Raw genomic sequence first — 13,150 nt, 5'->3', positions numbered from 1 at the left:
AATGGGTAGAGTAGATTCGTAATACAGCCGATGAATAGTACAAAAATTGTAATAAGGCTGATAGTTCTTGTAATGAATTGCATGAAGGACTCCAAATAAATAATGTTAGTGTAAAAATATTTAAGGTTAGGGACATGTTTGGAGGCGTAAAATTACGTCGAATGTGACTGAGCCAAACCAAGAATTTGATTGCAATGATTATAGAATTGTTGCGCAAACACATTTAATTTTAGCAGATTTTAGGGTCAAGCTCATTAAATAAATGTTAAAGAGTGCCCTTATTTGATAGATATTTAATTAATTATTGAAGAATAACTAAGTGAGTGAATTAATATGGAAACAATTTTATTAGTTGAAGATGAGGAAGCACTGCAATATTTTCTACGTCAAGAACTAACCTTTGAGGGTTACAAGGTGATTTCAGCTTATGATGGTCAAGAAGCACTAGCTTTGTATCAAGTGCACCAAGGCGAGATTGGGGCGATTATTTTAGACTGGATGCTGCCCAAAAAAGATGGTATTACGGTCTTGAAAGAAATTCGGCAAACGACGCAACTATTACCAATTTTATTAATGACTGCCCGAACGGAGCTCGACGACAAGGTTTTAGGTTTGAATAAGGGGGCTGATGATTATATCACCAAGCCTTTTAAGATAGAGGAGCTATTGGCACGCCTACACACAGCGCTACGCCGGCTAGCTAATATCCAACAAAATCAGGTAGAAAAAACGATTTATCAATTTGCTGACATAACGTTAAACACTTCCACACATCGGGTTGAGCGGGCAGGACAAAAGATAAATCTAACCCGGCGCGAATTTGATTTATTGGCAACGCTGATGAAACACTCCGGTCAAGTTTTATCACGAGATGAATTATTTGATTTAGTTTGGGGTGTTGATTTTGCTGGGCAATATAATACAGTTGATGTATACATTCGGCATCTACGGCAAAAGTTGGCACTTGATAAACAAGCTGAATTGATTTGGACAGAGCGTGGGGTGGGGTATGTTCTCCGAGAAGACGAAACCAATTAAAAGTAGTCGCAATATTATTGTGGGTACCTTTTCACGTTTGTTTGCGATGATTTTTTTGGTCCTAGTTGTTGTTACAAGCAGCACAGTAGGGTACCGACTACTTTTGACGCGACAACATGATATTATTAGCCTGGCAAAACAGATGAACAAAGAGGATATTGATAGTCTTATTGATTGGAATAGCTGGCGCGAAAACAGTATAGTTGATGTACACGATGTCTATGTACAAATTACGTTAAATCATGCCTCACATGGGAAAAAGTATCTTTATTCCGATACAGCTGCTAAAACTTTAATTACTAAGGCTAATAAAACTGCCTTGATTAATCATTATTACTGGGTTGACGATCGTGGTTTGTATTATAAATATCTTTTACCGACGAATGATGGTCAGATTTTAGTCATGGTTGGAATGCACAGCGCTTTTCAGACCCTACAAATTGTGGTCGTTAGTATGTTATTGGCCATTTTATTGCTTTATATTTTGGCGATTTTTTATATTCGGCGCTTGGCTGATAAAATTAGCGCTCCGTTGGTTAATTTTACCCGAGCTGTTGGTCAGGTTAGTTTAGAAGAACCCATTGAGCCACAATTACCAACTATTACGGCACCAGCTGAGGTGCGGACTTTACGTGAAACCTCGGTTTCTTGGCTAGAATCTTTGCGAGACCAGGTGTTACATGAAAAGGACTTTATTGCCAATGCCTCGCATGAACTAAAGACGCCATTAGCAGCTTTTAGGGGGAATTTAGCCTTAATTCATCGCCGTGGGCAAAGTCACCCGGAAGTAATTCCACAGGCCTTGGCTCATTTAGACCAGGAAGCAGAGCGGATGCAAGCTTTAGTTTCACAGTTATTAGCAATGTCACACATTGAAGGAAGTACGGCATTACAGAGTGATTATCCTTTGGCTTTAATTTTTGATGATTTTGCAGCGCAGGTACAAAGTGAGAGTTCTCGTGAGATTAGGATTGAACGCCAGACTGCAAAGTGGGTTTTGACGAATCAGGAAAATACGCTGTATGTATTAAAGATTATTTTTGAAAATGCTGTTAAATATTCACCGGCAGATTCGCCAATTATTTTACGCCTTAAAGATAATTTAATTGAAATTATTGATAGTGGCTTAGGGATTCCTGTGGCAGATCGTAAAAAGGTTTTTGAACGCTTCTTTAGAGGTGACCGGGCGCACAGCTCAACAATTAATGGAACTGGTTTAGGGTTGGCTTTAGCAGCTGAATTGGCAGAAAAGAATGGATTAACGATTAGATTTTTTGACCATCAGCCAAAGGGAACAATTGCCCAAGTCAGTTTTACGGTTAGTCATAAGTAAGGTGTGTCATATTTGATTAACACTAGTATACTGTCAAGTTTTTGATGAAAAAGGAATATAATGTGATACGAAAAGTTTTGATTTTGGGCGCAAATGGGCAAATTGCCCGGTTAGTCACTGAGAAATTAGGTAGCTCAGTTAAAACCACCCTTTTTGTGCGTAGTTCAACTAAATTAACAGATAATCGTAATCACGTCATCATTGGTGACGTGTTAAATTAAACTGCCCTGGTTGAAGCAATGGAAGAGCAAGATATTGTATATGCAAATCTTGGACCAAGTCCAATGGCCGAAATGGCAAAGGCCGTGGTCAAAGCTGCTGAAAAAAGTAATGTTAGACGTTTGATTTGGGTTGCAACAATCGGCATTTATGAGGAAGAGCCAAAGGCGGCAATTCCAGAGATGCGGTTACAGGGTGGAATGATGGACGACCCAAATAGTTATATTGGTGACGAGCCTCTAGGCGCAGATATAATTGAAGCTAGTTCAATCATATCAACAATCATTCGACCTAATCTGCTAACCAATGATGGACAATCAGATTATGTTATAAATGCTAGAACAGATCAAGTTGAAGTGGCTGAAGTATCAAGAGGGAACGTGGCACACTTTATAAGTCAATTGATTTTACAGCCAGAACAATATCAAAATGATTCTGTAGCAATCACAAACCTTTAATAAAAAAACTTTTTAAAAGTGGCGTAAAGTGCATTGTGCTAAAAAGTTGACGTTAAGTTTGAGTCGGTAGCTGGTCGGAAAAATTTCGGGATTGAACCGAGATTTTTCCGACCAGTTTTGCTTTAATATCTAAGGCCTGTACTTAGCTAAACAGGTGAGATTTAAATACAGGTGCGTTGTTTGGAAATAAATCCACAAAATGGCGGTTAAACGTTCAAAGAAAATATGTTTTGAACGGGTATTACAATAAGCTGGCCTACTTAAAAATATGAATAGTACGATGATTCCTGAGCGCGCATTAAGCAACAGCACAACTCAGCGAATTAATTGAACTTTTATATTGATTTCACAAACTTATTTTTTGTAACTTAAAATAAAATATTTATCCGGTTTTCCGGATATTTGATAATAATAGGCTTTAAAGGGACTTTTTCTAAGAAAAAAGTCCTTTTTAATTTACATTTAAGGTTGAAAATCTTTGACTTTGTGAAAAATACGTCTATAATATATTTATGAAAACGTTTACATTTTTCGGAGGCGAGTAAGATGCAGTACATCAAATATCTCGGGACGGATCCCGCGACCAACATTGCAACTGACAGTTGGTTGTTGTATAACCTTAAGCCGGATAAACCGGTCTTCTCCCTATGGCAAGATGCTCCATCAGTGATTGTAGGACGCAACCAAAATACCTTTGCAGAAATTAATCAAGATTTGATTGATGAGAAGGGTATCAAAGTTGTGCGTCGTATGTCGGGTGGTGGAGCAGTCTATCATGATTTAGGCAATATTTGTTTCACTTTCTTTGTACCACTACCTAGTTCGGGTCAGGTGAATTTTAAGCAATTTGTTCAACCAATGTATGATGCACTTCGTTCACTCGGGATTGAGGCTGAAATCTCTGGTCGGAATGATTTAGTAGTTGACGGTAAGAAAATTTCAGGTAATGCACAACGTTATGCAAATGGTTACTTGATGCATCACGGTACTTTACTTTGGGATGTTGACGTTGATACCATGGTGCGGGTCTTGAATGTAGCTGATGAAAAGTTTATTTCTAAGGCTGCTAAATCTGTTCGTGCCCGAGTGGGTAACATTAAAGATTATGCACCAGCCGATTTAACAATTGAGGCCTTTATTGATAAGTTAACTTATTATTTGTCTGATGAAGGCAAAGACGGTGAGTTAAAGCTGAGTGATGAGCAAATCGCAGGCATTAAAACTTGGCGGGCTGAAAAATTTGATAATTGGGATTGGAATTATGGTGCAAGTCCAGAATTTTCTTTCAGTAATCATCAAAAGTTTACAGCTGGTTCAATTGATGTCCAGGCCAATGTAGTGGCGGGATTGATTACTGATATTAATTTTGTTGGTGATTTCTTGGCGTTAGACGATTGGCGTGTGATTAAAGATCAATTTATTGGTCAACCATTTGAGGCAACAACAATTTTTGAGATTTTAGAACGTAATAAGGAACCACGTTACTTTGGTGAAATTTCCAATCAAGAATTAGCAGCGATGTTTACTGCCGCTGATTCTGATAATGCTTAATTTTAAGGAGTATACTCATGGCAATTACAGAGACAAATGCAAAGATTTTAGATTTCGCAGAACAGCTTGTTACACAAGATAAAGCCTTTCCAGTGCTACAGGTACTAAATAATGACGGACAAATCGTTGATTCAGACGCCTTGTCACGGAGTGAGCTGACTGATGAGGACCTAGTCCAAATCATGAAGAATATGGTGATGAGCCGTCAATTGGATATTCGTTCAACCAAGTTGGCTAAGCAGGGGCGTTTTGGCTTCTTCGCACCGACAGCTGGACAAGAGGCTTCACAGATGGCTTCAGCCTATGCCTTTAAGGATCAAGACTGGCTTTTCCCAGGTTATCGAGATATTCCGGAAATTGTCATTAAGGGTTGGCCAATTTGGAAGGCTATCTTGTGGTCACGTGGCCACCAACTTGGTAATGAATATACGAAGGAAGATGGTAGCCCAGTGAACGCTTGGTTCCCACAAATTATCATCGGTGCGCAATACGTTGAAGCGGCTGGTGTTGCCCTAGGGCTACGCAAGCGCCAACAAGATGCTGTGGCCTATGCCTACACTGGTGACGGTGGTTCATCGCAAGGTGATTTCTATGAGGGTATTAATTTTGCTTCGGCATATAAGGCGAATGCGGTATTCTTTGTGCAAAATAACGGCTTTGCAATTTCAACGCCTCGTGACTTACAAACGGCCGCTCAACATCTAGCAGCCAAGGGTTGGGCCGCCGGTTTGCCAAGTATTGTTGTTGATGGAAACGATGCAATTGCAATGTACTTAGCAGCCAAAGAAGCCCGTGCTTGGGCCGTGGCAGGAAATGGACCAGTCTTGATTGAGACTTTGACCAACCGTTTGGAGCCCCACTCAACCGCAGGTGATGATCCATTGCGTTACCGGACACAAGCAGACATTGACGAGCATTGGACTAAAGAACCTTTGATTCGGATGCGTGCCTTCCTTGAAGGTAAGCAACTTTGGAGTGAGGAAATTGAAGCTGAGCATATTGCCCAAGTTGATGCAGAAATTGATGCTGCCATTAAGACAGCTGATAATGTTGAGAAGCAGAAGATCTCAGATTACCTAAAGCACACGCTTGAGGTACCAAGCCAAGTTATGCAAGAGCAAATTGCAAAGTTTGAAAGCGAGGGAAAGTAATCATGGCAGTTAAGACATATATTGCAGCGATCACCGAAGCCTTAGATTTAGCTTTGGCTAAAGATGAAAATACATTGATTTTTGGTGAAGATGTTGGTCAAAATGGTGGAGTTTTCCGTGCAACCGATGGGCTTCAAGCCAAGTATGGTGAAGACCGTGTCTTCAACACGCCTTTGGCCGAATCAGGAATTGGTGGTTTAGCGATCGGACTAACTACGCAACAATACCGACCAATCATGGAGATCCAATTCTTTGGGTTTATTTTTGAAGTGATGGATTCAGTTGCTGGCCAGATGTCACGGAATCGCTTCCGCTTTAACAATACCCGCAATATGCCAATTGTTTTACGTTCACCTTATGGAGGTGGAACTAAGACGCCAGAAATGCACGCGGATAATTTGGAAGGGATGGTTGCCCAGGTACTTGGTTTGCGAGTAGTAATGCCAGCCAATCCAGCTGATGCAAAGGGTCTATTATTGGCCTCGATTGAATCAAATGACCCCGTTGTTTTCTTGGAGAATTTGCACTTGTATCGCTCACTAAAGGGCGAAGTTCCCGAGGGTTACTATACAACACCGTTAGATACGGCCGCTATTGCCCATGAAGGTAGTGATGTTTCAATCATTACCTATGGTGGTGGTGTACCGCTAGCACTTAAGGCAGCTGAGGAATTGGCCAAGCAAGATGTATCTGCTGAGGTACTCGATTTACGGACCGTTTCACCATTAGATATTGAAGCAATTGGTGCCACGGTTAAGAAGACCGGTCGGGTCGTGGTTGTGCAAGAAGCGCAACGGATGGCGGGAGTTGCAGCGAACGTAATGGCTGAAATTTCTGAACGCTTTGTTTTGAGCCTACAAGCACCAATTGGTCGCGTAGCTGCTCCAGACAGCATTTATCCATTCGCGCAAGCCGAGAATGACTGGATGATTAAGGCAGATGATATTGTAGCAAAGGCTTTGGAGGTCGTGAATTATGACTGAGATTTTTAAAATGCCAGATATTGGCGAAGGAATGGCAGAAGGCGAAATTACAAATTGGTTAGTTAAGGTCGGCGACCATGTTGATGTTGACCAAGAAGTGGCTGAAGTTCAAAACGACAAATTGATGCAAGAAATTTTGTCACCTTATGCTGGTACAGTAACTAAGTTGTATGTCGATGCCCCAACTGTTGTAGCAGTTGGTGATCCTCTAATTGAGTTTGATGGAACTGGTGAACAAGCAGCACCAGCGCCGGTAGCGGCTACAACACCAGTGCCTGAGGCTGTTCCGGCAGTTGCAGCGGCGCCAACGCCAGCGGTTGAAGCTACACCGACGCCAGCGCCAACCGTTGCTTCAAACGGGCAAATCTTGGCCATGCCATCGGTTCGTCATTATGCGCATGAGCATAATATTGACCTAGCGACCGTTGTACCAACTGGCCGGCACGGTCATATTACCTTAGCGGATGTACAAAATGGGCCAAGCGCCGTTGCGCCAACTCCAGTTGCAGCTTCAGTAGCAACGCCAGCGCCAGTTGAGCCAACTGCTCCAGTAGCCCAAGCGGCAGCTAAGCCAGCCCCAGCACCAAAGGTGACTGAGGGTCGAGTTCCAATGACGGGAATTCGTAAGGCAATTGCTAAGGCGATGGAGAACCAACATACTAATATCCCATCGGTAACCAACTTTGATCAAGTTGAAGTATCTAAGTTAGTTGCACACCGCAAGGACTTTAAGGTTAAGGCAGCGGATAAGGGAATTAAGTTGACTTACTTGGCCTATGTGGCTAAGGCTTTGGCGGCAACGGTTAAGGAATACCCTGAATTGAATGCTAGTGTTGATATGAAGACGAATGAGATTATCTACCATGATGAAGTTAACCTCGGAATTGCTGTTAACACGGATACTGGTTTGTTTGTACCAGTGATTGCTAATGCGGCTGCTAAGTCAATTATGGCAATTGCTAAGGAAATTGCCGACTTAGCTCAAGCTGCTCAAGACGGTACTTTGAAGCCAGCTCAAATGCAGGGAGCCACGATTACAATTTCTAATATTGGTTCCGCCCGTGGTAGTTGGTTTACTCCAATTATCAATGGTGCCGAAGTTGCAATCTTGGGACTTGGTTCAATTGTTAAAGAACCAATTGTTGACGCTGATGGTGAGTTGGCCGTTGGACAAAATATGAAGTTGTCTTTGACGTATGATCACCGTTTGATTGATGGAATGTTAGCACAAACAGCAACAAATTACTTAAAGCAATTGTTAGCTGATCCTGCCTACATGTTGATGGAGGTTTAGTTATGGTTGTTGGCGCACAAGCACGAGAAATTGACACAGTCGTAATTGGTTCAGGCCCTGGTGGTTATGTAGCAGCCATTCGAGCCGCTGAATTAGGGCAAAAAGTCACGATTATTGAGAAAGATAATATTGGTGGGGTGTGTTTGAATATTGGCTGCATTCCTTCGAAAGCTCTAATTCATGTTGGACATGAATATAAGAGTACCCAAGTGGCTAATCCTTATGGACTAGAAATTCCCACTGCCACACTTGATTGGCAAAAGACCCAAGACTGGAAGCAAAATAAGGTCGTTAACCAACTAACTGGTGGCGTTGAGATGTTATTGAAGAAGCACAAAGTTGAAATTATTCATGGCGAAGCTTCTTTTAATGACAATGAAACTTTAAATGTACTTGAAGGCGAAGGACATGAGCTTTTGCAGTTCAATAATGCCATTATTGCAACTGGTTCACGGCCCGTTGAGATTCCTGCTTTCAAGTTTGGTGGCCGCATTGTTGATTCAACTGGAGCCCTCAGCTTACCTGAAATTCCTAAACATTTGATTGTAATTGGTGGTGGGGTGATTGGTTCAGAATTGGGTGGTGCTTATCAAAACTTGGGTGCTAAGGTTACGATTATTGAAGGCTTGCCTCAGACTTTAAATGGATTTGATAAGGAACTAATTCAGCCAGTAATCGCTGATTTTAAGAAGCGGGGCGGTGAAATTTTCACCGGTGCAATGGCTAAGTCAGCAAGTCAAACGGCTGATGAAGTTACATTGACCTTTGAAGTTGATGGTGCCGAACAGACGGTAACTGGGGACTACCTCCTAGTCTCAGTTGGTCGTCGGCCAAACACGGACAGCCTTGGTCTAAATAATACTGACATTAAGTTAAGTGAGCATAATTTGATTGAAGTTGATGCTGCTAAGCGCACGTCAGTCCCACATATCTATGCAATTGGTGATGTGGTTGCAGGACCAGCTTTGGCACATAAGGCCAGCTTTGAGGCTAAAGTGGCCGCTGCCGCAATTGCGGGTGCTGATAATGCAATTGATATGCACTATGCACTCCCAGCCGTTGCCTATACGAATATCGAAGTTGCAACTGTTGGTGAGACGCCTGAGTCAGCTAAGGAAAAGGGCTTGGCAGTTGGCATTGCTAAGTTCCCATTTGCAGCGAATGGTCGGGCGCTATCAATGGATGCTGGTGTTGGCTTTGTCCGTATGATTACTGATAAGGCGACAAAGGCCGTCCTTGGTAGTCAAATTGTTGGTCCAGGGGCTTCAGATTTGATTTCTGAGTTAGCCTTGGCGATTGAAAATGGCTTAACATCTGAAGATATTTCTTTGACAATCCATCCGCATCCAACCTTGGGTGAAGCAATTATGGATACAGCAGAATTAGCTGACGGTTTGCCAATTCACGTTTAATAAAAAAGGCCTAGTAAATCGATTAGATTTACTAGGCCTTTTTGGGATTGAAAACCCAAAATTTTGTTGAACCTGGGGATGTTTGTTCAACAGAAATGATAATAGCATTGTTAATGTCCTTAACGGTAGATGATTGATAGATAAATGGAATTAATTAGGCAGGTTTTTATTTTTCGTGATTTGGAAAGCTGATTATATCAGTATCAAGCTTTTAAAGAAGCGTGGTTTGTTATGCAGGAGAATGGGATGAACTTTTAACTAATTTTACTTGGCACTTTAGCTAGTTGATATATACCAAAAGTAAGTTTAACAAGGTGCTCATCAAATAGTCATAGTTCTTTCATTGAAAATTGCTAATATTTTATTGAGAACAATTGTAGAGCTTAACACTGGGGGAAGGACGGCAAAGTAGATGAAAGATTATTTAATTAAGCGGGACCAACTATTAAAAGACCATGCAGTTGATTTGAAAGTGGGGCTTGATAGCACCCAAAAAGTTGCTAACCAGCGTGCTCGTTATGGGCGCAATGAACTATCGCCACCGGTTCGCGAAAGCCTTTTGAAAAAAATTGGGCATACCTTAAAAGACGTCGCCACAATTATTCTGCTTTTAGCAGCAATAATTTCCTTTACGACTGCATATTTGGAGGGAAGTGGTGAAATTGTTGAGGGAATTTTGATTATCGGGATTGTGATAATTAATTCCGTCCTGTCAATTTTACAAGAGGGGAAAGCTGAAAAAGCATTAGCAGCCCTACAAGCTTTAAACCAAGCCTCAACGAAGGTCCTGCGGGCTGGTAAAGTTGAAACTATTAGCAGTGCTGACGTGGTGGTCGGTGATATTTTATATCTTGAGAACGGTGTAAAAATCCCAGCGGATGCACGTTTGTTAGAAACAACCGACCTACAAGTTGAGGAAGCTTCCTTAACAGGCGAGAGTTTACCAATTGAAAAAAATGCAGATACTGACTTTACACACGAAGTTGAATTAGCTGACCGTAGCAATATGGTATATAGTGGTACAACCATTGTGAATGGATCTGCTTTGGCACTAGTAACAGCGGTCGGCGACCAGACTGAACTGGGACAAATTGCAAGCTTATTAAATAGTGAGCAGAAGCAATTAACGCCATTGCAAATTAAACTGAAACAACTTGGCCGGCAAATTTCAATTTTTGCCGTGGTTGCAGCGCTAATTGTCATGGTAATTGGTCTATTACAGGGATTAGCCTTTATGCAAACGTTTATGATTGCCGTATCATTGGCAGTTGCGGTAGTCCCAGAAACGCTACCAGTGATTGTGACAATGACTTTAGCGGTTGGCGTTCGTAAGATGGCTGCGCGTCAGGCAATTATCCGAAGATTGCCAGCGGTTGAAACTTTAGGTACAACATCAGTGATTGCTTCTGATAAAACCGGAACTTTGACCCAAAATAAGATGACAGTACAAAAGATATGGGTTAGTGCTGATAATGAAATTAGTAATCTTGATGTTGATTATAAGGCTAATGAAAATGCTCGAAGCCTACTGGTCATGGCTGGTTTGGCAAGCAATGTCCACTATGACCAAGATGACAATCAAGCTTTAGGTTTACCAACTGAAGTTGCCTTGGTAGCTGCAACCGAGCGGATTGCAAAGTTAAGCCAGCTGCAAGCAAGCTATCCAAGAATTGCCGAAATTCCTTTTAATTCAACTAGAAAACGCATGACGACCGTACAAAAAATGCCAAATGGTACCTATATGGCAATTACAAAGGGTGCAATCGATGTATTAAAACCATTAATCACAGAGGGTGATTTAAAGCGGGCCGAAGAAGTTACAGCTAGCTTTGCAAAATCAGCTTTACGTGTAATTGCAGTGACTGTGAAGTATTTTGATGAATTACCTGCTGGTGAATTAACTGAACAGTTTTTGGAGCAAGATTTAAAATTAATTGGTTTGTTCGGCATGATTGATCCACCACGACCAGAATCAAAGCAAGCCGTTGCAGAAGCTCGACAAGCTGGCATCAAGACCGTAATGATTACTGGTGACCACGTGCTGACTGCAAGCGCAATTGCTAAAGAAATTGGCATTTTGGGTGAGGGTGATCAAGCTTTAACAGGCAGTCAATTACGTGAAATGTCAGATGCAACTCTAACAGACAATATTCAACATTATGCAGTTTTTGCACGAGTTACTCCGGCTGATAAAATTCGGATTATTAAGGCCTGGCAAGCAAATCAAGCCGTGGTAGCGATGACTGGTGATGGAGTTAATGATGCGCCAGCACTTAAAGCAGCTGATGTAGGAATTGCCATGGGCTTAACGGGAACTGATGTGGCACGGGAAGCGGCCGATATTATTTTGGCAGATGATAATTTTGCCTCGATTGTTGCCGCAATTAGTCAAGGGCGTGGTTCCTATGACCGGGTTCGTCGTACAATTAACTTCTTACTATCAGCGAACGTAGCTGAAGTATTGCTAATTCTCTTAGTTCTAGCAATTGGTTGGGGCAGCCCACTTTTGCCAATTCATATTTTATTTATTAACTTAGTTGCCAATGGCCTACCAGGTTTTGCTTTGAGTTATGAAGAAAATGATCTGACTAATATGCAAAAAAAGCCACTACCCAAGCATGCTAAATTGTTTGGTCAAGGGCTATCCCAACAGATTATTGGTAATGCGCTGTTGTTTACCAGTGTTTCACTGGTAGCCTTTTACTTGGGAACACATGTTAGCTTTAATGGGGTTACACCATCAGAGATGGTGGGACAATCAATGACATTCTTAGTCTTATCAGTTATTTCGATTATCCATGTATTCAATATTCGCAGCACAAGGTCGATACTAAGTGATTCTTATGGCAGCAATCCACGTTTATATCAGTTAGCGGGCCTTTCAATTTTGATTACTGCAATGTTGGTGACAATTGAACCAATTGCGACCGCTTTTCATTTGGTAGTTTTACCTTGGCCATATTGGCTATGTGCCCTTGGCCTGATTTTACTGCCAACCTTAATTATCGAGATTGTGAAAATTGCACGGCGAAAAAACAATTAATGTTATTGGCTTATTCACACTTTAAGCCCGTAAAAACCATAATCAAAATTTATAATTAACTTATAAATTAAATTAAGCAAGCAAATACTAGGAGGTTGACTATGTTTAAGCATATTTTAGTACCACTTGATGGATCAGATATTTCAAAGCACATTTTTGAACAAGCCGTAGAAATTGGTGAGCACTTCGGAATTGAACAAATGACCTTGCTCTATGTTTACGAAGAACGGGTAATTAGCTCACCTGATCATGGTGTTATCTACGATATAGAACGGCGTGATAATACGATTGCCTCTGCTAAAGAGCGCCTAAACGCCTTGAAGGAAGGTAATAGTGATAGCTTTAAAATCAATGTTGAGGTTGTGACTGGTGATCCACGAAATCTGATTAGTAAGCAGTATCCAGAAGATGATGGTATTGATCTAATCGTAATGGGGGCAACTGGTAAGGGAAACTTGGAGCGTTTGCTCTTGGGTTCAGTGGCTCAATATGTTGCTAAGCATGCCGAAGTCGATACTTTCTTGGTTCGGTAAATAAAAGTAACGAAAATGATGACCTTGGTAACTTGTACCAAGGCCATTTTTTTTGTATCATGAACTCGCTTAGGTTAATTTACTTGATAAAAATTAGTGAGTGCAGTTACTTGGTACTTAGATAATTTTGAACCT

The 13,150-nt window shown here is 41.4% G+C and carries 11 protein-coding genes; all 11 read left to right on the top strand.

The window, feature by feature from the left end:
- The first annotated feature begins 333 nt into the window (after nt 1-333).
- The 11 genes from TT13_RS06585 to TT13_RS06540 all read left to right on the top strand — a co-directional run bounded on the left by TT13_RS06585 (nt 334) and on the right by TT13_RS06540 (nt 13,015).
- Nucleotides 334-1,038: a response regulator transcription factor gene (locus tag TT13_RS06585; protein ID WP_027699248.1), complete on the top strand. Its 705-nt coding sequence runs from the start codon at nt 334-336 to the stop codon at nt 1,036-1,038.
- Nucleotides 1,010-2,371 (top strand): sensor histidine kinase, encoded by a 1,362-nt coding sequence (locus tag TT13_RS06580; protein WP_027699247.1) that lies wholly within the window; start codon nt 1,010-1,012, stop codon nt 2,369-2,371. The genes TT13_RS06585 and TT13_RS06580 overlap by 29 nt, the downstream gene beginning before the upstream one ends.
- 44 nt (nt 2,372-2,415) lie before the next feature.
- Entirely contained in the window at nt 2,416-2,592 is a 177-nt protein-coding gene (locus tag TT13_RS11305) for a Rossmann-fold NAD(P)-binding domain-containing protein (protein ID WP_190279638.1), read from the top strand.
- Nucleotides 2,593-2,598: 6 nt separating this feature from the next.
- Complete coding sequence (locus TT13_RS06575) at nt 2,599-3,048, top strand: NAD(P)H-binding protein (RefSeq protein WP_340147922.1); 450 nt, start codon at nt 2,599-2,601, stop codon at nt 3,046-3,048.
- Between the two features lie 546 nt (nt 3,049-3,594).
- Nucleotides 3,595-4,599 (top strand): lipoate--protein ligase, encoded by a 1,005-nt coding sequence (locus tag TT13_RS06570; RefSeq protein WP_027699246.1) that lies wholly within the window; start codon nt 3,595-3,597, stop codon nt 4,597-4,599.
- Between the two features lie 17 nt (nt 4,600-4,616).
- Nucleotides 4,617-5,750 carry a thiamine pyrophosphate-dependent dehydrogenase E1 component subunit alpha gene (locus TT13_RS06565; RefSeq protein WP_045476851.1) on the top strand — a complete coding sequence of 378 codons (1,134 nt, stop codon included), beginning with the start codon at nt 4,617-4,619 and terminating at the stop codon, nt 5,748-5,750.
- A gap of 2 nt (nt 5,751-5,752) precedes the next feature.
- Entirely contained in the window at nt 5,753-6,733 is a 981-nt protein-coding gene (locus TT13_RS06560; protein ID WP_027699244.1) for an alpha-ketoacid dehydrogenase subunit beta, read from the top strand.
- A complete protein-coding gene (locus TT13_RS06555) occupies nt 6,726-8,027 on the top strand; it encodes a dihydrolipoamide acetyltransferase family protein (protein ID WP_027699243.1) in 1,302 nt (433 codons plus the stop codon). The genes TT13_RS06560 and TT13_RS06555 overlap by 8 nt, the downstream gene beginning before the upstream one ends.
- A 2-nt stretch (nt 8,028-8,029) precedes the next feature.
- A complete protein-coding gene (gene lpdA, locus TT13_RS06550; RefSeq protein WP_027699242.1) occupies nt 8,030-9,439 on the top strand; it encodes a dihydrolipoyl dehydrogenase in 1,410 nt (469 codons plus the stop codon).
- Between the two features lie 412 nt (nt 9,440-9,851).
- Complete coding sequence (locus TT13_RS06545; protein ID WP_027699241.1) at nt 9,852-12,482, top strand: cation-translocating P-type ATPase; 2,631 nt, start codon at nt 9,852-9,854, stop codon at nt 12,480-12,482.
- Nucleotides 12,483-12,583: 101 nt separating this feature from the next.
- Nucleotides 12,584-13,015, top strand: a complete 432-nt coding sequence (locus TT13_RS06540; protein ID WP_027699240.1) for a universal stress protein — start codon at nt 12,584-12,586, stop codon at nt 13,013-13,015.
- The last annotated feature ends 135 nt before the right edge of the window (nt 13,016-13,150 follow it).

This window comes from Weissella oryzae SG25 (assembly GCF_000691805.2).
GTDB lineage: Bacteria > Bacillota > Bacilli > Lactobacillales > Lactobacillaceae > Weissella > Weissella oryzae.
Note: the sequence above shows the minus strand (reverse complement) of the source record. Positions and strands in the feature narration are given on the sequence as shown.

Coding starts and splice junctions, on each gene's coding strand:
- TT13_RS11305 (WP_190279638.1), top strand. CDS start 2,416: ATGAAAAAGGAATATAATGTGATACGAAAAGTTTTGATTTTGGGCGCA.
- TT13_RS06570 (WP_027699246.1), top strand. CDS start 3,595: ATGCAGTACATCAAATATCTCGGGACGGATCCCGCGACCAACATTGCA.
- TT13_RS06565 (WP_045476851.1), top strand. CDS start 4,617: ATGGCAATTACAGAGACAAATGCAAAGATTTTAGATTTCGCAGAACAG.
- TT13_RS06585 (WP_027699248.1), top strand. CDS start 334: ATGGAAACAATTTTATTAGTTGAAGATGAGGAAGCACTGCAATATTTT.
- TT13_RS06540 (WP_027699240.1), top strand. CDS start 12,584: ATGTTTAAGCATATTTTAGTACCACTTGATGGATCAGATATTTCAAAG.
- TT13_RS06555 (WP_027699243.1), top strand. CDS start 6,726: ATGACTGAGATTTTTAAAATGCCAGATATTGGCGAAGGAATGGCAGAA.
- TT13_RS06560 (WP_027699244.1), top strand. CDS start 5,753: ATGGCAGTTAAGACATATATTGCAGCGATCACCGAAGCCTTAGATTTA.
- lpdA (WP_027699242.1), top strand. CDS start 8,030: ATGGTTGTTGGCGCACAAGCACGAGAAATTGACACAGTCGTAATTGGT.
- TT13_RS06545 (WP_027699241.1), top strand. CDS start 9,852: ATGAAAGATTATTTAATTAAGCGGGACCAACTATTAAAAGACCATGCA.
- TT13_RS06580 (WP_027699247.1), top strand. CDS start 1,010: ATGTTCTCCGAGAAGACGAAACCAATTAAAAGTAGTCGCAATATTATT.